23 protein-coding genes are annotated in these 22,483 nt (G+C 58.6%); 7 read left to right on the plus strand and 16 right to left on the minus strand.

The genetic code is table 11. The annotated features are described in order from the left end of the window. Positions 1-180 precede the first annotated feature (180 nt). From K3G63_RS23205 to K3G63_RS22970, 3 genes are all read right to left on the minus strand, one after another. A complete protein-coding gene (locus K3G63_RS23205; RefSeq protein WP_409070878.1) occupies positions 181-510 on the minus strand; it encodes a DUF6660 family protein in 330 nt (109 codons plus the stop codon). A gap of 431 nt (positions 511-941) precedes the next feature. Further along, positions 942-1,148: a heavy-metal-associated domain-containing protein gene (locus K3G63_RS22170; protein ID WP_220616343.1), complete on the minus strand. Its 207-nt coding sequence runs from the start codon at positions 1,146-1,148 to the stop codon at positions 942-944. A 182-nt stretch (positions 1,149-1,330) separates the two neighbouring features. Beyond that, positions 1,331-1,483, minus strand: coding sequence for a four-helix bundle copper-binding protein (locus tag K3G63_RS22970; RefSeq protein ID WP_310794623.1), 153 nt, complete (start codon positions 1,481-1,483; stop codon positions 1,331-1,333). A 256-nt stretch (positions 1,484-1,739) separates the two neighbouring features. Between K3G63_RS22970 and K3G63_RS22180 the strand changes: the two genes are divergently transcribed. Both K3G63_RS22180 and K3G63_RS22185 read left to right on the plus strand, forming a co-directional pair. Beyond that, the gene (locus K3G63_RS22180) at positions 1,740-2,708 is read left to right on the plus strand and encodes a GlxA family transcriptional regulator (RefSeq protein WP_259404650.1); all 969 of its coding nucleotides are present in this window, start codon (positions 1,740-1,742) and stop codon (positions 2,706-2,708) included. Between the two features lie 180 nt (positions 2,709-2,888). Beyond that, positions 2,889-4,028 carry a M23 family metallopeptidase gene (locus K3G63_RS22185; RefSeq protein ID WP_220616345.1) on the plus strand — a complete coding sequence of 380 codons (1,140 nt, stop codon included), beginning with the start codon at positions 2,889-2,891 and terminating at the stop codon, positions 4,026-4,028. A gap of 171 nt (positions 4,029-4,199) precedes the next feature. Here the strand turns inward: K3G63_RS22185 and K3G63_RS22190 are convergent, their stop codons facing one another. From K3G63_RS22190 to K3G63_RS22230, 10 genes are all read right to left on the minus strand, one after another. Continuing rightward, positions 4,200-4,829, minus strand: a complete 630-nt coding sequence (locus K3G63_RS22190; protein WP_220616346.1) for a helix-turn-helix transcriptional regulator — start codon at positions 4,827-4,829, stop codon at positions 4,200-4,202. Between the two features lie 3 nt (positions 4,830-4,832). Then, positions 4,833-8,054 carry an efflux RND transporter permease subunit gene (locus K3G63_RS22195; RefSeq protein ID WP_220616347.1) on the minus strand — a complete coding sequence of 1,074 codons (3,222 nt, stop codon included), beginning with the start codon at positions 8,052-8,054 and terminating at the stop codon, positions 4,833-4,835. A gap of 2 nt (positions 8,055-8,056) precedes the next feature. After that, positions 8,057-9,202 (minus strand): efflux RND transporter periplasmic adaptor subunit, encoded by a 1,146-nt coding sequence (locus tag K3G63_RS22200; protein ID WP_220616348.1) that lies wholly within the window; start codon positions 9,200-9,202, stop codon positions 8,057-8,059. After that, positions 9,186-9,800, minus strand: a complete 615-nt coding sequence (locus tag K3G63_RS22205; protein WP_220616349.1) for a hypothetical protein — start codon at positions 9,798-9,800, stop codon at positions 9,186-9,188. Before K3G63_RS22205 ends, K3G63_RS22200 begins: the two co-directional genes overlap by 17 nt. A 1-nt stretch (position 9,801) precedes the next feature. Continuing rightward, positions 9,802-11,043, minus strand: coding sequence for a TolC family protein (locus K3G63_RS22210; protein ID WP_220616350.1), 1,242 nt, complete (start codon positions 11,041-11,043; stop codon positions 9,802-9,804). 104 nt (positions 11,044-11,147) lie between these two features. Next, on the minus strand, positions 11,148-11,699 hold the full coding sequence (locus tag K3G63_RS22215) for a heavy metal-binding domain-containing protein (protein ID WP_220616351.1): 552 nt from the start codon (positions 11,697-11,699) through the stop codon (positions 11,148-11,150). A 47-nt stretch (positions 11,700-11,746) separates the two neighbouring features. Next, positions 11,747-12,472: a DUF305 domain-containing protein gene (locus K3G63_RS22220; protein ID WP_220616352.1), complete on the minus strand. Its 726-nt coding sequence runs from the start codon at positions 12,470-12,472 to the stop codon at positions 11,747-11,749. Between the two features lie 34 nt (positions 12,473-12,506). Further along, a complete protein-coding gene (locus K3G63_RS22225) occupies positions 12,507-13,457 on the minus strand; it encodes a heavy metal-binding domain-containing protein (RefSeq protein WP_220616353.1) in 951 nt (316 codons plus the stop codon). A 64-nt stretch (positions 13,458-13,521) separates the two neighbouring features. Further along, the gene (locus K3G63_RS22975; RefSeq protein WP_259404651.1) at positions 13,522-13,653 is read right to left on the minus strand and encodes a hypothetical protein; all 132 of its coding nucleotides are present in this window, start codon (positions 13,651-13,653) and stop codon (positions 13,522-13,524) included. Positions 13,654-13,785: 132 nt separating this feature from the next. After that, positions 13,786-14,280, minus strand: coding sequence for a hypothetical protein (locus K3G63_RS22230; RefSeq protein ID WP_220616354.1), 495 nt, complete (start codon positions 14,278-14,280; stop codon positions 13,786-13,788). A 378-nt stretch (positions 14,281-14,658) separates the two neighbouring features. On the opposite strand from K3G63_RS22230, the gene K3G63_RS22235 reads away from it, so the two are divergent. Genes K3G63_RS22235 through K3G63_RS22245 form a run of 3 tightly spaced genes read left to right on the plus strand, consistent with a single transcriptional unit; the run spans position 14,659 to position 17,952 of the window. Next, the gene (locus K3G63_RS22235) at positions 14,659-16,932 is read left to right on the plus strand and encodes a cation-translocating P-type ATPase (RefSeq protein ID WP_220616355.1); all 2,274 of its coding nucleotides are present in this window, start codon (positions 14,659-14,661) and stop codon (positions 16,930-16,932) included. Between the two features lie 5 nt (positions 16,933-16,937). Next, complete coding sequence (locus tag K3G63_RS22240; protein WP_220616356.1) at positions 16,938-17,315, plus strand: cupredoxin domain-containing protein; 378 nt, start codon at positions 16,938-16,940, stop codon at positions 17,313-17,315. Positions 17,316-17,328: 13 nt separating this feature from the next. Then, complete coding sequence (locus tag K3G63_RS22245; protein WP_220616357.1) at positions 17,329-17,952, plus strand: AraC family transcriptional regulator; 624 nt, start codon at positions 17,329-17,331, stop codon at positions 17,950-17,952. A gap of 18 nt (positions 17,953-17,970) precedes the next feature. On the opposite strand, the gene K3G63_RS22250 is transcribed toward K3G63_RS22245, so the two are convergent. Both K3G63_RS22250 and K3G63_RS23125 read right to left on the minus strand, forming a co-directional pair. After that, entirely contained in the window at positions 17,971-19,083 is a 1,113-nt protein-coding gene (locus tag K3G63_RS22250; protein WP_220616358.1) for a nucleotidyl transferase AbiEii/AbiGii toxin family protein, read from the minus strand. After that, a complete protein-coding gene (locus K3G63_RS23125; RefSeq protein ID WP_310794624.1) occupies positions 19,080-19,856 on the minus strand; it encodes a DUF6577 family protein in 777 nt (258 codons plus the stop codon). Before K3G63_RS23125 ends, K3G63_RS22250 begins: the two co-directional genes overlap by 4 nt. A gap of 212 nt (positions 19,857-20,068) precedes the next feature. Between K3G63_RS23125 and K3G63_RS22260 the strand changes: the two genes are divergently transcribed. Both K3G63_RS22260 and K3G63_RS22265 read left to right on the plus strand, forming a co-directional pair. After that, positions 20,069-20,536: a LexA family transcriptional regulator gene (locus tag K3G63_RS22260; protein WP_220616360.1), complete on the plus strand. Its 468-nt coding sequence runs from the start codon at positions 20,069-20,071 to the stop codon at positions 20,534-20,536. A gap of 3 nt (positions 20,537-20,539) precedes the next feature. Further along, complete coding sequence (locus tag K3G63_RS22265; protein WP_220616361.1) at positions 20,540-21,838, plus strand: Y-family DNA polymerase; 1,299 nt, start codon at positions 20,540-20,542, stop codon at positions 21,836-21,838. 1 nt (position 21,839) lies between these two features. On the opposite strand, the gene K3G63_RS22270 is transcribed toward K3G63_RS22265, so the two are convergent. After that, the coding region (locus K3G63_RS22270; protein ID WP_220616362.1) for a replication initiation protein at positions 21,840-22,483 on the minus strand (644 nt) is incomplete at its 5' end.

Genomic DNA, 22,483 nt, shown 5'->3' on the forward strand with positions numbered 1-22,483 from the left:
GCTGGGGTAAGGTCTAACGCTTCCGTAAAACCCTGCCTGACCGGCCGTTCCGGCCACGCGGGCGGGAACGGCACGGGAGGTACTCCCACCAGGACGCGATGCGCCCATACGAGGGGTAGTCCGTGGCATACAGACACGAACTGCCCTTGAGGAGTACTCAGCAGGAAAAAGGGGGGAGGGTTAGACCCGCGGCGGTTGCCAGACGGCGGCGGGTGCCCGCGTCGGGGCGGCAGCTAGAGAATGGGCATGACGTTCCGTAGAACCCCATTCCAGCGCGTTCTGCAAGGCAGGAGCTGCCAGGGAAGGTAATGGAGAGACGGCACCACCACAGCAATGGCATTGGCACAGGGGGGAACACCAGTCTCCGACATCGGCCGCGCTACAATCAGCGTGGGAGGAAGCCGCCACGATGGTCTGCGTCTGGTCCTGGCACACAGCTACCTCATCAGCACACGTCAGCGTCGACAGGCAGGCGAAGTAAAAGGCGAAGAACAGAGACAGGAAACGCATCTAGGCAAAGGTAGTAGTTCCGGGATGGAACTGCTGCTTGTACCGGCTAGAGCTGGGAAAGGTTCCTCACCCAGCACCAGTTGAGCGCTGCCAAGCCGACCGCATACTCGCGTGTTTCACTGGCTAAGTAACTCCTCACCAGCACCCAAGCCGACAACATGGATTTTAGCTTATAACACGAACTCTACCAACGTGATGATTCTGTCCGCATCAGGTGATATGGGAGAGTTCAGACATCAGACAAGCAAGAAGGATGACAGATGTCCCGAGTTTACGTCATAGTGCGAGTTTTAACACCCTTCATACCTCACGACGACGCAACACGGTCACAGAAAGGGGCTCGATCAGATGGATGGTACACCATCAATTTCAGAGCGAGTCCCTTTCTGTGACCTACCCAGTTGTATGCTGCAGTCGGACTTAGGGGCTGGCTACGCCTTTTCGGCTTTGAAGCCGGCATCTTCTACTAGCGCCAGCACCTGTTCTTCTGTTACTTCGCCGGTCACCGTCAGCACCTTGTTCGGATTAGCCGTATCCACCTGCCAAGAGGTAATGGCTTTCTCGCCATTGAGGGTGGGAGTGACAGCTTTGATGCAGCTTCCACAGTTGATATTCGTGTTGAACTGGAGCGTTTTCATGGTACGGGAAAGGTAGTGCGCCTACCAAAGGCGGATTGGAACTGGAAACATCCAAAAGTAGTGGTCTACCTACCGAAAGGGGTACAGAATTAAGCCGGCCGCTTGCATGATTTCCAGGTCTCCAGGGACCCAAAAAGCCAACCTGTGCTCTGACAGGCCGGTTCTTCAGGTTCAGCGAGAAGTTAAGCTGCTACTTCGGCTAAACAGGCTTCTTCACACCGCATACATGCTTCAGCACACAGACGACAATGTTCTCTATGGTCCGCGTGCTGAGCACCTTCTACCCCCACAAGCATGGCAGATTTCCGCGCACTCGCGCAGCAGGTGCTGGGCATGTTCCGAGCCGTGAGCCACGAGGCGGGCAGTCAGGACACAGATGTAAGCACAGTCACAATCTAAGCTGATACAACGGGCCATCATCTGCACGTTCTACTCTTGTAGACAAGACGTTGCGCAGTGCCAGGGCAGTGGGTGCAATTACCCATCATGCGGGCGGCAGCTTTGCGGTGCGCAATTGGCCCAAAATGTCCGGTAAACGACCCATTGTTGCCTTCGCCATTCGGTACTTTTGTCTCTCTACTAACCGCCTGCTTGAAACCCCTACCCCATCTTTTGTTCGTCGTGCCGCCCGCGGTGCATCTGCTGGATCTGACCGGTCCGGTTCAGGTTTTCTACGAGGCCGCTACGTATGGCCAACCCTACCGGCTGACGTTTTGCTCCTATCAGTCCGTGGTGAGCAGTGCGGCCGGCTTGGGGCTGGGGCCCTTGGTTCCCTTTGCTGAAGTGCCTCTGGTACCGGGGGATGTCATTTTTCTCCCGGGGCTGGCTATGGAGTACCTACGCTCGGAAGCCTTTCGGCAAGAAGGAACCGCCTTCTTTGGGTGGCTCCAGGAACAGCACAGCCGGGGTGTGCGGCTGTGTTCGGTTTGCACCGGCGCGTTTATCCTGGCGCACGCTGGGCTACTGGATGGCAAAAAATGCACCACCCACTGGCGGAGACTGGCCGAACTCCAAGCCCGCTATCCGCACGTGCGAGCGCAGGCCGACACGCTGTTTGTGCGGGACGGCCTCATCGACACCAGCGCGGGGTTAACGGCGGGTATCGACCTAGCCTTGTATTTGCTAGAGGAACGGCATGGGCCCTTGTTCGCGACCAAAGTAGCTCGTGAACTAGTGGTGTACTCTCGGCGCGGGGCGCAGCACCGCCAGCTCAGCGTTTACCTGGACTACCGCAACCACTTGCACTCGGGCGTGCACCAAGTGCAGGATTGGCTGGCTGACAACCTCGCCATGGGGGCAACCATCAACGTCCTGGCCGAGATGGTGCACATGAGCCCGCGTACACTCACCCGCACCTTCCGCCAAGCCACTGGCATCAGTATTAACGAGTATACCACGGCCCTGCGCCGGGAATTGGCGGCCACATTGCGCCAGAACTCTGCCCTGACCATGGAAAACATTGCCGCGCAGTGTGGTTTCCGCAACGTGCGGCAACTGCGGCGTTTAGAGTCAACCTCAAACGGCGAGTCGACCAGCCGAGTGCCCATTATTCAGAAATAAAGCTGCCCCATGAAAACCGCACGCTTGCTCGTTGCTTTCCTGTTGATTTGTTGGTGCTGCGGCCACACCAGGGCCCAGGTTACTCCTGTAAAAGACTCAGGCACTTGGGTGTGCGGGCCGTGCGATAAAGGCTGTGACTCGGACCGCTACTCCGCACCGGGCACGTGTGCGCATTGCGGCATGGCCCTGGTGCCAGGCGCGGCGGGCATTGATTCCCTGCCAGCTCAGCTCAGCAAGCGCCAAAAGGGGGCGGCCGAACCGTCGCTGTGGCCCCTGCAGCTGGAAATGCGCGTGCCCTTTGCCCCCACCGCGTTTCCCAGTGGGGCACATACTCATCTAGTGTACGAGTTGTACCTAACGAATTTTGGAACTGTTCCTGTGGCGGTGCGTCGGCTGGAGGTGCTTGACGCGAACGCCGAGAGTACCCCGCCCATCACGACCTTCTTGCCTACGCAGCTGGCAACCATGTTGCAGCTTAGTGGCGTGCCCACCCCGGCTGTGCCAACGGAACGGCTTCTTCTTGGCCCTGGCCAGAGTGCCATCGTATTCATTTCTGTCGCGGTCGACCGCCAGGCCCGGATGCCAACTCGATTGGTGCATCGCTTGAGTACGGACGACTCCGCCGTAGAGGGAGCGATTATTGGGACTCAGCATACGGCCTTGCGCGTGCTGGGGCCACCAGTTGATGGCGCCAACTGGCTGGCAGCCGACGGGCCCAGCAATGACCCGGACAATCACCACCGGCGCGGCATCCTGCTGCTGGGTGGGCAGGCCGTGGATTCCCGACGCTACGCCATCGATTGGAAGCAGGTCCAGGAAGGCGCTTCGTTCGTGGGCGATGCGAGGGACGTGCGCGCCTACCATTGCTACGGCAAGGACGTGCTGGCCGTAGCAGCTGGCCGGGTCGTGATGGCCCGCGACGGCCTGCCCGACAACACCCCGGGACACGGGGTTTCGTTTCGCCCCGCTGTGCCAATTACTCTGGAAACCGTGGCGGGGAACTCGCTCGTGTTGGACCTGGGCGGTGGGCATTTTGCACATTACATGCATTTGCGGCCGGGCAGCGTGCGCGTGAAGGTTGGGGACCGGGTGCGGCAAGGTCAGGTGTTGGCGGGCATTGGCGGTTCCGGGGATGCGCGCGAGCCGCACCTGCATTTCGAAGTTACAACATCCGCCACCTTGCTGCGGGGTGAGGGGGTACCCTACCTCATCGACCGCTACCGCTGCCAGACGGCCAGTGGAGGTTCACTAGAAACGCGTCGGCAGGAGTTGCCTTTGGATGACAACATCGTGGTGTTTGAGAAAAAGCCCATGAACTGATAGGGGGACCTAACAGGTTTCGAGTGCTACTACCCTGCGTACTTTACGGCAGCAGGACTACTGCTAGGTAACGTCTGGACCAAACATTTCATCAGGGCCGTGATTTAACCCTTTAATGTGTCTAGGGGACACGCTCAAGTATAACCGGCTTGTTACCAGCAGTTTTACACTTCAAGTTCTCTTACCTGCATCATTTAGAGGAGTGTAAGTGGCACTCACCTCACTAGTCGTCCGTAGTTGTCGCCGGTACACGGAGGGAGAGCACTGCATCAACCGCCGAAACTGCCCGGAGAAGTGCGCCAGACTGGTATATCCTAGTTGTCGGGCTATCTGACCCACACTGAGCGTCGAAGATGCGAGCAACTCTTGCGCATAAGTCAGTCGCAGGCTTAGGAGGTAACCAGCTACCGTCTTGCCCAGACCTGCTTTCGCAACTGCTGCACGCAATTGTGGATAGGACACGCCCAGCTCGCGAGCCACAGCTGCTCCAAAAGTACGGTGTTGCAGAGTCTGCCCCCTCTGGCGCAGCAGGTGACGCACTGCGGAGTTGACTCGTTCCACCAGCGTTAAGTGGAAGTTATCCAGCAGGGCAAACCGGGCTGCTTCCAGGGTCGCCCGGATACGGAGCCAGTCTAACTGCTGGGGTGAACCCGCCACGGTAGCGGCACCTAAGCGCACGTCGAGTACCTGTAATCCAATGGATTCCAACTCCTGTCGTACCACACGGATGCCCCGCGCGCAGACCATATGCTTGATGTAGAGCACAGTTACGTGCGCGGCAGAATTAGCAGTCGCGGACATGGCTTAACGAGCGGGGAGCACAGGGTTTGCATCCGAGAGCGGGGTCAGCGGCTGCGCGTCCAGTTCCTGCGGGTGGTCGCCGAGGCCTGCTTCCCGGTGGGAGGCGAAGTACTGCGCTAGGGCTTTTTCCCCTACGAGCCAGAATACCACCGGCGTGACAATGATATCGAGGAAGGTAGAGCTCAAAAGTCCTCCCAGAATCACGGTAGCTACCGGGTAGAGGATTTCCTTGCCTGGGGCGTCCTTGGCCAGCGTGAGGGGTACTAAAGCCAGTGCGGCTACCAGTGCCGTCATCAATACCGGTACCAGACGCTCCAGGGAGCCGCGAATGATCATGGGCTTGCCGAACGTTTCCCCCTCGTGCTCAACCAGATGGATGTAGTGCGAAATCATCATGATACCGTTGCGCGAAGCAATACCGGTGAGGGTAATGAAGCCCACCAGCGAGGCGATGCTGAAGGTGCCCCCGGTGAGCAGCACTGCTACCACCGAGCCGATCAATGCCAGCGGGATGTTGAGCATGATCTGTCCTACCATATAGGTGGATTTGAAGTGGGAGTAGAGCACCAGGAAGATGCCAGCCAGGGAAAACAAACTCAACCAGAGAATCTTCTGAGAAGCCGATTGCTGACTCTCGAACTGACCACCATAGGTGAGGTAGTAGCCCGCCGGCAGCTTCACCTGCTGGCTGACTTTCTGCTGAATCTCCTGCACGGTGGAGCCCAGGTCGCGCTCGGCCACATTGAGCGAGATGGTGATTCGCCTCTGGGTGTTTTCGTGGTTAACCGTATTGGGTCCCGGCTCATAGCTGATGTTGGCCACCTGACTTACCGGGATCAGGGCCCCACTGGGGGTCTCGATACGCGTCTGGCTGATGGCCGCGATGTCGTTGCGCTGCGCTTCAGGAAGCTTCACTACCAAGTCAAAACGCTTTTGCCCGTCGAGCATCTGAGAGACTATGGCACCTTGGAACAGGGTTTCCAGGTCACGCACGACTTCGCCCCGCTCCATGCCATAAGCGCGCAGGGCCTCATCGCGGGGGCGGATGAGCAGCTGCGGAATCTGCACCTGCTTTTCCACTTGCAGGTCCACCACGCCCGGCACGGTGCTGGCCACGCTACGGATTTCATTGGCGTAACGACGTAGCTCCAGCAGATCATTGCCAAACACCTTGATGGCCACCTGGGCCCGCACGCCTGATAAGAGGTGGTCCAGGCGGTGGGAGATAGGCTGACCAATGTTCACATTGACGCCGGTAATAAGGCTGAGCTTCTGACGCATGTCCGCCAGGATTTCGTCGCGGCTGCGCATCTGCTTGCCCTCTTTCTCCAGCTCTTCTTCGGTCTTGAAGGCCACCTCAATTTCCGAGTTGTTGACCGACTCGGCGTGCTCGTCGAGCTCGGCCCGGCCGGTGCGACGGGCAGTGTAGGCTACTTCCGGAATCTTGAGCATTTGCTCTTCCCCTAGGGTACCGAGCTTGTTCGACTCGGCCAGGGAGGTGCCGGCTGGGGCTGAGAAGTTCACCGTCAACGAACCTTCATTGAAGGGCGGCAGAAACTCGGTGCCGAAGAAGGGTACCATAGCGGTGGCCATCACGAAGAGCAAGCCTGTCGCGGCCAACACCAGTTTCGGATGCGTCAGACCCCAGTTGAGCAGACGGGTGTCCTTCTTTTTGAGCCATCTTACCAGACCACCATCCGTTTCTGCGTGCTCCATCTGCTTCATGCGCGGCAGCAGGTAGTAGCAGAGTACCGGCGTAACAGTCAGCGACACGAACAGAGACGCCACGATGCTGGTGATGTAAGCAATGCCCAAGGGAGCAAAAATCCGCCCCTCCATGCCCTCCAAAGCGAACAGAGGAAGAAACACCAGCACCACGATGATCGTGGCGTACACGATGGAATTTCGCACCTCAGAAGAGGCCGCGTAGATCACCTGCAGCACGGGCCGGGGGGTAGGCAAGTGCCGGTTTTCACGCAGGCGCCGGTACACGTTTTCTACATCCACGATAGCATCGTCCACGAGTTCCCCAATGGCGATGGCCAGTCCGCCCAGGGTCATGGTGTTGATGCTGATCCCAGCGAACCGGAACACCAACGCCGTTACCAGCAAGGAGAGCGGGATGGCTACCAAGGAGATAAATGTGGTGCGTACGTTCAGCAGGAAGGCAAAGAGCACGATGACCACCAGAATGGCTCCATCGCGCAGGGCTTCCTCGACGTTGGTGATGGACGAGTCAATGAACTCGGACTGCTTGAACAGGCGGGTGTTTACCCTCACATCCTTAGGCAGGGAGGGCTTGAGTTCCGCCAGGGCTTTCTCCACGGCTTGCGTGAGGCCCACCGTGGCCGCCCCCGGCTGCTTCTCAATGCTCAGAATGACGGCAGGCTTACCGTTCACACTACCGTCGCCACGCTTGAAGCGGGCCCCAAACTCGACCTTGGCAATGTCGGCTACCCGCACCGGTGACTGCTCGCGGTAGCCTACAATGATGTTTTCAATGTCCTGCACCGAGCGCAGCCGGCCCAGGTTGCGGATAAGAACCTCGGAGCCGTTGCGGTCAAAGAAGTTGCCGGTAGTGTTCAGGTTGGACTGACGTAATGCCTCCTCCACCTGGTTGACGGTGATGCCTGTGGCGTTGAGCCGGGGCATGTCCAGGAGCACCTGGTACTGCAGGTTGTCGCCCCCGATAGGAATGACCTGCGCCACGCCAGGAATCGAGAGCAGGCGCTGGCGCACGGTATAGTTGGCCAGGGTGCGTAGGTCGGCGGCGTTGGTTTGCTGGCCTCCCGAGAGCCCGACGAGCATAATCTGCCCCATCACGGAGGAGATAGGCCCCAGCACGGGCGTGATGCCAGTTGGCAACTGCTCGCTCACGGTCTGCAGCTTCTCGCTCACGATCTGCCGGGCTGTAAAGATGTCGGTGCCGTAGTCGAACTCCACGAATACCATACCCAGGCCAATGGCCGAGTTGGAGCGCACGGCTGACACGCCGGTGGCCCCGTTCAGGGCCGTTTCCACGGGCAAGGTTACGAGGGCTTCCACTTCCTCCGGGGCCATGCCGGGGGATTCCAGAAACACGGTCACGCGGGGGCGGTCCAGGTCAGGTAGTACGTCCACGGGCAGCTGCCGGGCCGTGTAGGTGCCCGCCAGGAGCAGGCCCACGGCGAAGGCCAGCATGAGCAGGCGATTCTGCAGCGCAAAGCGGATTATCTGGTCGAGCATCCTTACTGATTGAGGTAGATAGACTTGAGCTGGTAAGTACCCTGGGTAACTACCCGGTCGTTCTCGTTGACTTCGCCCTGCAGGAGCACAGTCTGCTCGCCGTTGACACTGCCGGGCTGCACGTAGCGAATCTTGAAGTGCTCCGGCTCGGTGTGCACGAACACCACGGGCTTGCCGTTCAGATCGGTTACGGCCGAAGTCGGCACCACCAGCTGCTTAGTACCCTGGTTGCCCTGGCCTACTACCTGCACGTTCACTGCTTGACCGGGGCGGTAGGCGTTACCCTCCGCCGCGTCCAGTTCGAGGATAAGCTGCCGAGCCTGGTTCACCGGGTTTACCACGTTGCTGAACACCACCAGCCGGGCCGGTACACCCGCCTGGCCCTGCAGGCCTTCCACGCGAAACTGCGCGCCAGGCGTCACCTTGGCTAGATCCTGGGCGAACACCTGGGCTTCCACCCGCAGCTTACCGGGGTTGATGACCCGAAACAGCTCATCCCCCTGATTGACTTGCTGACCCACCGCCAGGTTAAACACATCCACCGTCCCGCTCACGGGCGAGGTGATGCTTACTTGCCGCTGCCGGGCTTGCCCATTAAGGATGGCCGCGTTCTGCCGGGCCTGGCGCAAGCGTAACTCGGCTGCCACTACATCCTTACGGGCAGCAATATCGGCGATGCTTTGCAGGCGCGCATAATCCTGCTGGGCAGCCCGCAACTCGGCTTGTGCATTCGCTCGCTCCGTGCTTAACCCAATTTGCTGCGTAGCATCCAGGGTTTGCTCGATGACGGCCAGCGTCTGACCAGCCCGCACTACCTGCCCCACCTGGGCTGCGAGACGCACGATACGTCCGGTCTGGGGTACCACAATGCGGCCTTCCCCACCGGCCGCAGCCGAGACGGTGCCATACAGCGTAGCGCGGCTGTACGTGGCCGAGTAAGCGGCCAGATTGGTGCGCACCTGAAACAGGAACTGGCTTTCCTTAGGCAGCAGCACCTCGTCCGGGAGGGCTACGCCGGTACTAGCTTTTGCTTCCCCCCCGTGGTCTTCCCCTCCATGCCCGAATACGGTCAAGGGGGGCGGCAGCAGCACCGTCAGTACGAAGCCAAGGGTAGCCGTTGCCGTGAGAAGTTTATGCGTGGTTTTCATAGACAGCGGAGGATGAAGTGGGTACTGGAGCGGCTGAGCGACGCCGACGCATGAATAGCACGGTCAGAGCGATGCCGAGAGTAAAGGCGCTGATCAGGGCCAGGATGGTTTTCCAGGAAGAGAAAAGCGAGGGTGCGGTACTAGGTGCTGCGGCTGCCACGGGTAGCTTCTCCCCGACGTTGATGCCTTCGAGCAACAGCAGATCGGCTTGGGTGCCGGCTACGATGTTGGCAGTAAAGCTGTAGGTCTTGTTAGCGGGGAACTCCCCCTCTATCAGGTAGATACCAGGCTCCTGTTCGGTGGCCGTCCACTTCAGACTGGCGTCTTCCGGATTGGTGAGCGTAAGCTTTGCTCCCTTGATGGGGGCATTAGTGGCGTAATCAGACAGGAACAGCCGCAGATCAGCGGGCTTGCCTCCCTCCAGCGGCTCGTAGCGCAGCAGCACTTCAAACTGCTCGGAGAGAGCCGCTACGGAGAAAGAGGTTGCGCCTGCTGGGGTGGAAGCCTTAGCCCCTTCTCCGTGGTCCTCGCCCCCGTGGGCGAAGATCCTACTGCTCGACAGGAGCAGACTCAACAGCAAAATCAGGAGGTGTTTCATGTTATTCGCCCCGCAGGTAAGTGAGTTCGACTAATGCCTGACGGTAGTCTCGGATGGTGGTCAGGTAGGTATTCTGGATGGTAAAGGCTTGATTCAGGCTCTGGATCAACACCAGGTAGCTGATCTCGCCGGCCCGGAACAGTCGTTGTGACTGGCTGATGATGGCCCGCGACTGAGGCAAGCCGGTTTGCTCATAGTACCCCAGGGAGGTGGAGAACTTGCGCGTGTCGGCCAGGGCCTGCTGGTATTGAGTACTCAGCTCCAGGCGCTGAGTTTGCAGCTGGTAACTGGCGGCTTGTGAGCGGGCCGTGGCCGCTTGGAGTTGGGAGCGGTACGTCCAGAACCAGATGGGCAAGGACACCCCAAACTGAAAGCGGTACTTGATGGCAGAGTTCTCAAAGGCCTGATTCTGATAGCCGACCGTAAGCGCCGGGGTGCGCCGGGCGCGGACCAGACTAATACCCGACTGACTCAGGGCCACGTTTTGAGTGGCGGCAGCTAGGGTAGGGCTGCGCACTAAAGCCGTGCTGTCTTCGGCCGGCAAGCTGCCGAGCAGGGCTGTGCCGGTCTGAGCCAGCTCCGGGCCACTACGCCTCAGATCCGTACTAGTGACCAATGCTTCCGTAGGGCGACCTAGAAGCAAGCTCAGACGACGCTGCGCGGCTCGTTGGTCGTCCGTAGCCTGTTGCAGCTGTACCGTAACCTGCCGGGCCTCCGCGTCAGTGCTGATGCGCTGAAGGGAGGTGACTTCGCCGGCGGCAAACAGTCGTTCGGTAGCCAAACGCAGGGCTTGAAACAAGCTGTCCTGGTAGGTGAGCTGCCGTACCTGAGCTTCGGCAAACTGCAGCGCGAGGTAGGCCAGGCGGGTGTCGCGCAACACGGTAGCGCGGCTTACCTCGCGGTTGCGTTCTGCGAGGGTAATGCCGGCCTGAGCTACCTGACGTTGTCGCCGGTACACGTTGGGCAAGTCAATGGTTTGCACCACGCCTGGCGCCCACATTTCCCCCGTAGGCGCTGAAAACAGGAAATCCGGGTTGGCGGGGGCAAAGGAGCCCTGCTTAAGCGCTCGTTGCTCGGCAATTTCCTGCTCTGACTGTCGCAGCCGGGGGTGACGGCGCAAGCTCTGCTCTTCCGCACTGTCCAGGCTGACCGTAACGGTTTGCGCTCGAACCGGGTCAGCACCAATCAGTAAGGTCAGCACCACCACCCATCCGAGAAGGGCACGTATTCCAAAGTACTTCATACAATCAGGTTAAAGACCACCCGGGCAAGCCGCCCACTGTTGCAGCAGCGAGCGGCCAGGGTGGAATAGGACCGGGTACACCGCGTCCGTAAGCGAACCTTCCCCTACGATTTCTTCACTAGGGCCATGCCGCACTTGGGACAGGTACCGGGCTTGTCGCTGGCACTGCCTTCGCATCCCATGGAACAGCCGTAGGCAGCCGAAACGGCTTTGCCGGTTTTAGTGGTCGCATCCAGCTTTTCAAAGCGGGCAGTCAGCGTTTTACCGCTGGCTTTCAGGCTCACGATGGCTGTGCGCACTTTCGTACCCGCTGGTACAGTAGCGACAAGATGATCTCCCTTGGGGAGTAGAGTCACCGTGCTGGTTTTATTGGCCGTTGTCAGCAGCATCACCGAGCCAGTGGTGCCAGCCGAAGTAACAGTGGCTTCTTTCGCGTCGAGTAGGTATACATGGAGCTGAGTGGGCTGCTGCACGAGTTCGATGTGAAAGCTGCCCGCTGTGCGTACGATGCCGCCGTGGGGCGACGTATGGGCGTGGTTTTCACCGGCCGCTTGGTGAGAGTGGGAGGCAGTACCTGGTTTATGCGTGTGCTGGGCTACTAGCGAGACCGGGGCCATCAGCAGTAAAAGGGCGGGGAGCAACTGTGAGAACTTCATGGGAGGGGTAGGTGAGTCAAAAGAGGTGTAGAGCTGGTGGCCACCGACTACATTTTGTCGGCATTCTGGCTGTGCCAGGTTTTGAACTGCTCGATTTCCTTCTGTTGCGCATCGATCATTTTCTGCGCCATCTCCTTGAGCTTGGTGTCCTTGCCGTGCGCCAGCTCAGCTTGGGCCATATCCACCGCACTCTGGTGGTGCACCATCATCAGCATGTTGAAGTTCATGTCGGGGTCTGCCACAGGCTGGGGCATGTTCTTCATCATGCCGTCCATGGAGGCATTCATCTTGCTGGTGAAAGGGTCCGAGGGGTCCTGCGGCTTGTAGTTGGTCGGGGCGTTGTCCAGGCGGGTGGCTACGGCTTCCAATTCCGCGATTTCCTTCTGCTGGTCGGCTTTGATTTTCTCGGCCATCTGACGCATGGTAGCGTCTTTACCGTCGCGCAGCTCGATGTCGGCCATGGCTACGGCACCTTTGTGGTGCTCCAGCATGTGGTGGGCGAAGTCGTGGTCGGTGTTGCCTATCATCTTCACGGCGTCCATTTTCTGCATCATCTCATTCATGGAAACCATCAGCGGTGAACTGCTGCTACCCTCGCCGTGGCCCATAGCGGAGTGGTCCATGCCGGCCATGTCACCCGAAGCGGAGGTACCGGGCGAGGTCGCCGTTTCTGTAGTGGTAGCCGTCGAATCAGTGGCTTTGTCGCTGTTGCAGCTGCTGAGCAGCAACGTGCCGGAACATAGGGCGGCAAGCAGAAATGCAGTCTTCTTCATGGGAAGTAGTTGGGTTAGTGGAAAAGGAAAGTGACTAGGCCTTCACGTTGATGGTGAAGTCGCCCGTGTGGATCTGGCCACCGTGGTTGAATTGCAGGAAGACGCGGTAGAGGCCGGGCTTCTCGAAGTTGGTGTTGAAGCCAATGGCGGGTCCCTTGTCGGCTTGGTCATTCGGATGCACATGCAGGTAATTCTCCGTGTCCTCGCTGATGACCACCACGTGACCCAGGGCACCGAGGTAATTGTCCAAGTCGGTCACCGGCCGTCCGCCTTGGGTGATGTTGATTTTCATACCCAGCAACTGACCGACTTTCAGGTCTTTGTCAAAGGAGAGGGTAGCCTGGTAGCCGTCCTTTTCCCACTGCATGTCGTCGTTTTTGAACTTGACAGGGGTGTACGCGGGTCCCTTCACGGTAATGGGCTGCCGTCCTAACTGGTGACTGGAGCCAGTAGGCGTGTAATCCTGGAACAGCACGTACTCGCCACCTTTGGGAAAAGTGTACTTCACCTTGTAGTCCCCGTCAGCGGTGTACTCGGGGTGCTCGTGGTAGAATTGCCCCAGGTCTTTGCTGACAATGATCAGGTGAATCTTCTTCTCGTGCACCAGCGCCAGCGGCACGGGAGCCGACTCGTTGCCTGTTTCGCGCGGTGTGAATGCCAGAATAGATGGCTGACCGGCCGTTAGCTCTAGGGGGGTAGGTACGAACTTCATCTCGTACGATTTGCCGTTGCTTGCCACCTGGTCATTGTGCTCCAGGGCCATGCCACACTTAGGACACTTTTCCCTCTCCTTGGTGCTGGTCACTTCGGGGTGCATGGGGCAGGCGTAGGTGTGTCCGCCACTATGCTCAGCCGTGCCATCAGCCGGGCCGTTGGTAGGGGTAGTAACGGTATTGGTAGCGCTACTGGAATCTGATTCAGTCGAACAGCTGGTCACAGTAAGCATGCCGGCGAGAGCCAGCAGGGAAAGCGGTATGCGGTACATAAAATCAGAAATGGGATTGAACATGGGGCGCTGACGACAGCTGCCCAAGGGCGCTAGGGCGTGTTCAGGCCGACCATTGCTGCCAGAGCACGAAGCCCAGCACGGCGGCTACTACGGCATAGAGCAGGTAAGAAAGCAGGCGGCGAATCGGTCCCCGAGGGGCAGGTGCGCCCGCTTCTTGGCAACAACTCTTCATTGTCGGGCGGGTAATCCAAGAAAAGAGGGAGGTGATGGGCGCAAGGCAGCACCGGAGTAGTCACGAAAACGCAAAGGCCCGCTCCGGACATAGCACAGCTATGCCGGGGCGAGCCTTTGGCGCGTCAACGAATCAGACCGTTAAGGACTGAATGAAAATGCGGATGTCCGGTATTTTAGGTGGCAGGTGCTCTCGGAGCACGAGCACTACCGCAATGCTGCGGTCCCAGCGGCCGGCTGCTGGCCGGAAGAAGAAATCGTTGTCGGCCGGCAGCAAAGCTGGCGCAGGCGTCAGCAGGTGCTTTACGTCAGGAGTCGTCAGCGACTTGAGAATGACGGCTGAGTTATCCTTGCAGCAGTCTTGCTCACCTGATGACTTGGTCGATTTGGCCGCGTGCTGGCCATGTGCTTCCTTGGCTTTTGCAGACGCTTGTTGCTTCGCCCCGTGACCGTGGCAACCGGGATGCGTGGGCTTACCTACAGGAGCAGTGGCTGGGACCACTGGTGCAGGCCTCGCCAGTACCGGATTGATAGCCGCACACCAGCACTGCCCTACGAACACGTTGACGAAGACGAGCAGGAAGCTCGTCGCCAACAGGCGTCGGAAGGGGAACAGGTTACGGAGCATGACAAGGAGTAAGCAACTGCAAAACTAGGTCACTGCGCAGAAAGAACAGGACTCCTTCTTTACTTCTATTCCCGACCAAGAGTTCCGAAAAGGGCAAGGAGCTCCTACGAGTTACCAGCAAAAACAGGTCTCATAAGGGCGTATGGACACTTCTTTGCAAGGTCGGACCAGGGAGGGTGATTCTACCACCGCAAAATTATGCAAGTAGGAACCTTGATTATGTAAATCCGCAACCCAAGGTCTGCGTGCAAATTATGCAAGTTTCCGCAGAGATTCCGTACCAACTCCACCACCCACGGCCCGTTCCTTTGTAAGCGTATTTCCGGGTCTCGGCACCTCGCTATTTGGTACCGCCCGGAACCTGTTTCCCTTACCGTTATGGAGCCAACGACCAAAACCGAGACCCTCGACATTGAAGGCATGACCTGCGCTTCCTGCGCTTCCTTTGTCGAAAAGTCCTTGTCCCGTACGCCAGGCGTGCAACGGGCCGTGGTCAACTTTGCCACGGAGAAGGCCACCATCGACTACCTGCCTACCCAGGTGACTCCGGCCACGCTCAAGGAAGCAGTGGTTAACGCCGGCTACGGCGTCATGGAACGTGCCCCCGACACCAGCGCGGCTGACCGGCAGGCCGAAATCGACCAGCAGAAAGCGCTTGCTTATCAAAACCTCAAACGTCGCTTCTGGGTGGCCACGGGGCTGGCCATCCTCATCATGCCGCTGAGCATGCTGATGCTGTGGCCCGCACTGATGCAGCACGTCAACATGCGGTGGCTGAACTATGGGTTGTTGTTGCTTACCCTACCCGTCCTGCTCTACAGCGGGCGCGAGTTCTACGTGTCGGCCTGGAATGGCTTCCGGCACCGGGCGGCCAACATGGATACGCTGATTGCGGTGGGCACCGGCGCGGCTTTCCTCTACAGTCTGGCCGCCACGGTAGTCCCAGAGTTCTTTACCCGGCGTGGACTGATGCCGGAGGTCTACTACGACACGACGGCCACCATCATTGCTCTGATTCTACTGGGCAAGGTGCTAGAGCTGCGGGCGAAAACCCAAACCTCGGCAGCCATCCGCACCCTGATGGGGCTCCAGGCCAAAACGGCCCGCGTGGTGCGCCCTGGCGGCCAGGAGGCGGATATACCGATTGAGCAAGTGCAGCTCGGCGATATCGTGGTCGTACGCCCCGGTGAGAAGGTAGCTACCGACGGCATCATCGAAGAGGGGCATTCTGCGGTAGATGAGGCCATGTTAACTGGGGAAAGCCTGCCGGTGGAGAAAAAGGCCGGCGACCCGGTGTTCGGGGCGACCATCAACAAAACCGGCTCCTTCCGTTTTCGCGTTACCAAGGTCGGGGCTGACACCATGCTCGCGCAGATTGTCAAGCTGGTCGAAGACGCCCAGGGTAGCCGGGCGCCCATTCAACGCCTGGCCGACAAGGTCAGCGCCATCTTCGTGCCCACGGTAGTAGTCATTGCCATCCTGACCTTCGTGCTCTGGTTTGATCTGGCCCCGGTGGAGGCCCGGCTGCCGCTGGCGTTGGTTAACTTCGTGGCCGTGCTCATCATTGCCTGCCCCTGCGCTCTGGGGCTGGCTACGCCCACGGCCATCATGGTCAGCACGGGCAAAGGAGCCGAACACGGGGTGCTCGTTCGTAATGCGGAAGCCCTGGAGAAAGCCTACCAAGTGAACACCGTGCTGCTTGATAAAACCGGCACCATCACGCGCGGTGAGCCGGCCGTGACTGACTTTCTACCCGCAGAAGGACTTGCACCGGGGCAGTTACTCTCTCTTGTAGCCGCGGTCGAACGGCAGTCGGAGCACCCACTGGCGGAAGCCGTGGTGCGCTATGCCGATGCGCAGCAAGCCGTCGTACTGCCGGCAACCAACTTCCGCGCCGTGGAAGGCAAAGGAGCCACCGCTTCCGTCAATGGTCAGGCGGTTCTAATCGGAAACCTTCGCTTGTTGGAGGAAGCAGGCACGAACCTGTTTCCCAGGTTGCGCAGCGCAGCCGATCAGCTCCTTGCCCAGGCAAAAACCGTGCTCTACGTGGCCGTGGATGGGCAGGCTGCCGGCGTAATTGGGGTAGCCGACACCATCCGGGAAACGTCGGCGGCGGCTATCCACCAGCTGCAGCGGCTGGGAATTGAGGTGGTAATGATGACGGGTGACAACCCGCAAACGGCCGCACAGGTGGCGCAGCAAGTCGGCATCACGCGGTACTTCGCCGAAGTGCTACCCCAGGACAAGGCTGGCAAGGTGAAGGAACTGCAAGCCGAAGGCCGTACCGTGGCCATGGTAGGCGACGGTATCAACGATGCCCCGGCCCTGGCGCAGGCGGACATCGGGCTGGCTATGGGCGGAGGCACCGATGTGGCCATGGAAGCGGCTGGCATCACGCTCATGCGCTCGGACTTGACCGGGGTAGTTACGGCCATTGCCCTCAGCCGGCAGACCATCCGCACGATCAAACAGAACCTGTTCTTCGCCTTCATTTACAACACCTTGGGTATTCCCGTGGCAGCCGGACTACTCTACCCCGTCTTCGGGTTGCTGCTCTCGCCCATGCTGGCGGCTGGGGCCATGGCCCTGAGCTCGGTTTCGGTACTCACGAACTCGCTGCGCCTGCGCGGCTTCACTCCCCTCAAACACTAATCCGAATGGACACTGCAGAAATCATCGTGACTATCACGGGCTTAGGCTTGGCGGTATTCGTAGTCTGGTACTTCTTCTTTTCCGCGCGGCAAACCGCTAGTGCCGTTTCTTCCTCCAGCGGCGTGCAGGAAGTAGACATTACCGTGAAGGGCGGCTACTCCCCCGACGTGATTGAAGTAGAGCACGGCAAGCCCGTGCAGCTGAGCTTCTACCGCGACGAGGAAAACAGTTGCTCGGAGGAGCTGCTCATGCCGGATTTCAGTATCCGCCGCGACCTGCCCGCCTTCAAGACGACGTTGGTGGAGCTGCTACCTGACAAGCCTGGCCGCTTCGAGTTTACCTGCGGCATGGGCATGCTCCGCGGCAGCTTGGTCGTGAAATAAGTGCTCTGGAGACATGACCCACGACCCAAACCCTACGCATACGCTGCTGGTACCAGGAGCCCATCGGTTGCTGATCAAAAACATGGTCTGTCCCCAATGCATCCGGGTGGTGCGGGAAGACTTAGCTGCTCTGGGCCTGCACGTACACCGTGTCGCGCTAGGGGAAGCTGATGTAACTACAGATACTGGAGCCGCCCCCGATTGGGAAGCTGTGCGAAGCCGCTTGCAGGACGCAGGTTTTGCGTTGCTGGAAGACCCGAAAGCCCAGCTGGTAGAACAGATTAAGACGCTGCTGGTGACCCTGATTCACTATCCGCCACCTGGTCCGCGCCTGCTCAACTATTCGGACTACCTGGCGGAACACTTGGGACGGGACTACCACCACCTGTCTCATCTGTTTTCGGCTCAAGAAGGACTGACCATCGAGAAGTTCATCATCCGTCAGAAGGTGGAACGAGCCAAGGAACTGATCGGGTATGGAGAGCTGAGCATCAGTGAAGTAGCGCAGCAACTAGGGTATAGTAGTCCGGCTCACCTCTCGCGGCAGTTTCGGCAAGTGACTGGTCTTACCCCTACTGAGTTTCAAAAGCTGGGACCTGCCAGCCATGATCGACGAAGCCTGGATGCATTAATCTGAGTTTGTGTACGACCACTTCTACCCAAGCCAGGCAATCTGCTCATGTGCGTGTAGTAACGTAACGGTATGGTGCCAGTAGAAGAGCGCATCCCCTGGTACGGTACGAAGCTTGTTGAGGTAGTTGAAGTCGGAATGCGGTATGAAGTAAGCACGTGGGTCAGTGCCTGGTTCTGGACGCGGTAACGGACTGTAGTCGCGAGTGAGTAGGCGAGCCGCCAAGTAGGCCACCCGGGCAGCAGCGGCTACGGCCTGGTCTTCGCGGAAGGCCCCGTCGATGACGAAGTTGCGGAAGGCGATGATTCCCCGTCGCAACTCAACCGGAGCAGGTTCTTTGGCCGCAACCCGATTTAACTTCATCTGAGCTAGTAGTAATGCGGTTTGCAGGGTGTCCACCAATACATCCGCTGCGGTAGCCTCGATTAGGTGGCGGTAGCGCAGCTCCTTGGCCACGGTGGCGGCAAACGACTCGGCGACGGTGGCCACGTCCTGCACTTGGTCGAAGAGCACACCTAGATCGAACAGCTGCTTGATGATTTCCAGCTCCTTACCCTTGCCGTAGAGGATCCCCGTGGTGCGTGGGGCAAAAGCCGTCAGCTTATCGCCGGTAATGGACTCCACACTCGGAACGGCTACCTGCCGCGACTCCCCTTCCTCTACCAGGAAGGGGGAGCTCACTGGCAGTTGAAGTAGTTGCGGGTAATTGTGTTCCTCGAAGAGCAGGTCAATGGCAATAGACCGCTGGGGGTGCTCTGCTACTAGTTCCTGGTCGAGAGCAGAGTCATAGTAGACGTAGTAGTGCCCTCGCGGTACGTCGTCCTTATGGCTGCGAGTAGCATCGAATGTAAACGACCGAAACGGGGGCTGAGTGCACACCTGGGTTAAAGCCGTGTCGATTGCTGTTAGTTCGGCTTGGGTAACAAGATCCACGTCCACGGAAAAGCGGCGGGCCTGACCTAATACGAGCACTAAGCAGGTACCCCCTTTGAATACAAGGGGCAATCCGGTGTCAATCAACCGCTCAACCAAGGTCAGGGCCAGGATCATTTTCTCCAGAATAGAGGGGTCTAGTCCGGGGCGTTTCTGACACTGGTCCATGATCCACTCGCGGGTGAAGGAAGTAGGGGTAATCATTTGGAAAGCAAGTGAGTGAGATCCATGGACAGCAGTAACTCTTTCAGAGCGGAGCCCTTACCACGGCGTTTGGCGTAGGCATGTAGGGTGCGCGGGTCGAGGCGGTAGCGTTGGGCGGCCGTACGATAGATGGTGCGCAGTTCCTCCCCTTGGTAAGCAGCCAGTATTTCGGTCTCGCTCAGCAAATCGACCAATACTTTTTCCAGCCGGGGTACGGGTACCCCTCCTACCCGCTGCAAGGGAGCTCGACTGATGAGTGGAAGCACAAGCACCGCGTCAGGAGTCTCCGCCACATAGAGTTCAAGTACCCGCGCGTTGGGCTGCAGGAAGACCCGTCCGCCAAGGCGGTCTTTTAGAGCGTAGTAAACCGTGTTAAGGGCTTCTCGCTCCACTTCCACCAGTTGCAGGGTGCGCATGACCTGGTGGTTGGTGAACTCGTTAAGCCACTGGGTAGTCCAAATGCAACCAGAGTCCAGAAACAGCTCAGCAGAGACTGATTGCCAAAGTTCTGAGAGCTCTGTTGGTAGCTGAGGTACGTAGTCAGCGGCAAGGTCCTTACCTGGTAGGGTATACTCTCCTCGGCCGGCGTGTACCAGTTGATTGCGCAACGTAAGACGGTGCAAGTACACGTCAAGGGTTGCTTCTTTTAACGTAGGGTTGAGGTGCGCAACCCGGTCTAGGAGTTCCTTACGAGACAGTATAGGACGCTCACCAAACCAGTCCCGTAGCTGAGCATATACAGAAGTCAGGAAGTCGTCCTCTCTGGAAGTCATGTTGAAAGATACGCCAACTAATGATAATGTTTGGCATATCTTTCACACGTTTGACAACTAAGTGTGGGGACTTCTTTACTCAATGCCGACTGAGAGTTGCTCACAAATGGCGTTATATAGTGAACTCGACATATGCTCAGTATTTTAGTCGACGTGTTACTAATTTTGTTAGTAACACGTAACATTGTGGACATGCTCTCAAGTCCACACGTATGCGCAACGTTGAATTAATCCCTGTTACGGCAACCCAGACGCCGTTTTTACTCCCCCTATTCAGTTGTCGGATATCAGCCGGATTTCCCTCACCGGCTTCTGATCATCTGGAAGAACTCTTTGACCTGAACCGCTTACTATTGCGTCATCCCGACGCAACCTACCTCGTGCGGGTCAGTGGAGAGAGCATGCGGGATGCCGAGATTCACGAAGGCGACCTGCTGGCCGTCGACAAGCAGATGGAAGCCGACCACAATCATATCGTCGTAGCCGTCGTCGAAGGTGAATGCACGGTAAAACGCTTGGTGTGTGAGGATGGCACTTGGTGGCTCAAGCCCGAGAACCCCGCCTACAAGCCCTGGGAGATTCATGATGCCGGCGATGTGAAGATCTGGGGTGTCGTCACCCACGTCCTCCACGAGATTGTCCCGGGGAAACTCTCCGCCCTGCTGCAGACACGCGACTAAGGTATGTTCGGCTTAGTCGACTGTAACAACTTTTACGTGTCCTGTGAGCGGGTTTTTCAGCCCCGTCTGGAGGGCAAGCCCGTGGTGGTGCTCAGCAACAACGACGGATGTATCATCTCACGCTCAGCGGAAGCGAAGGCGCTGGGGCTGCAGATGGGAGACCCGTATTTTCAAGTCAAGCCCTTGCTGCTGCAGCATAACGTCACCGTGCTGTCCAGCAACTATCCCCTCTACGGGGACATGTCACGGCGGGTGATGTGGTATCTGGGACAGGTGACACCCGCTGTGGAGATCTACTCCATCGACGAGGCCTTCCTGGACCTGCACGGACTGGAACGCTTCGTGGTCAGCAGACTGGATACGTTTGCCCGCACCGTGCGCGCCAATCTGCTGGCCCGCACCGGCATTCCTACCTGCGTGGGCATTGCGCCCACGAAGACCCTGGCCAAGCTGGCGAACCGTCTGGCGAAGAAGCGGCCTGAGTTGGGAGGCGTGTGCTACCTCGACACGGAAGAGAAACGTTGCTGGGCCTTGGAGCAGGTCGCCGTGGAGGACGTGTGGGGCATCGGCCGGCAGTATGCCCAGAAGCTCTACAGCGCGGGCATCACCACGGCAGCGGAGTTGGCGGGCTGTTCGGATGGCTTTGCCCGCAAGCATCTGGGCGGGGTAGTAGGTGCCCGGCTCGTGCGGGAGCTACAAGGTACTCCCTGTCACGGACTGGCTCCCAGTGAGGATGGCACCCTGGCTCGCCGCAGCCTGTGTTGCTCGCGCACCTTTGGCAAGCCGCTCAGTGCCTTTCCGGACATCATGGGAGCCGTCACGGCCTTTGCTTCACGGGCCGGGGAGAAGCTCCGCCGACAAGGAGATGCCGCCCACTTTATGACCGTGTTTCTGAGCAAGAGCCGCTACGGAGTAGAGCCCCCACCCTACTCCTGCTCCACAGTGCTGACGCTACCCGTTGCCACCAACGATACGCTGGAACTGGTGCGGTACGCCCGCCTCGCCTTGAAGCGCTTATGGCAGGCGGACAACCGCTACACGAAAGCCGGTGTCGTCCTGGATGGACTGGAGCCAGCTGGTCAGACGCAACTCACGCTTTTCGAGGCAGGACCGGTTTCTGAGAAGCGTGTTCGGTTAATGGCCGAGTTGGATGCACTGAATCGTCGGTATGGAAAGGGTACTGTGCGATTGGCCACTGCCCTTACCCCGCCAGGACAGCGGCAAGCCCCGTGGGAGGGACAAGCGCAATGGCGAACCCCTGCTTACACGACGCGCTTAGAAGACCTATTACTTGTTGGTTAACCTAGGTGGTCTGTTTTACCAACCACTTTTCTCCACCCCGATCTAGTACTGTAAAGCCGTCCTTGAAGTACACTTGCTCCAGGTGCTCTTGGAAGGTCTCCGCACGTTTATGCCGCTGAGCGTAGGGCCCTGGGTTGTCGTACATCTCCCTTACCTCGGCAAGACGAAAGGCCACTTCTTCCGCTTTCGCAGGAGGTAGTGCTTTGGCGACAGATGCTCTTGTCGGCTTTGGTGCCACTTTTGCCTGCCGGTAGTCCTCCAGCAAGTACTTCTCAACCAGAGCCTTGTAGATGGCACCAGCCGGCTTCTTGATTTTACCCTTTCGAAACTGGTTCTCAACAATACGCAACACGTATTCCACGTACCCCTCGTCGTACTCACCTGCGTTTAGTTGAGCTTCGATGGTACTGATACTGCGGTTTCCGACCCCACTTTCTATCAGCCGCTGTTGCCAAACAGGACGCGCAATTGACGTCATTCTTGTAGCGGTTCCTGTTGGAGGGAAGGCAAAAGTGATACTCTTCGCAGACCGCCCGTTCCGCTCTACGTTGTAGGTAAAAGGAATGTCGGTGGCTGCAATTTCGTCTTGTGCTTTGTCCAGTACCCGAGCCTTAAGGTTCTTAAACTCACGGTACTCATCCTCAT

The organism is Hymenobacter sp. HSC-4F20 (genome assembly GCF_019599275.1).
Taxonomy (GTDB): domain Bacteria; phylum Bacteroidota; class Bacteroidia; order Cytophagales; family Hymenobacteraceae; genus Hymenobacter.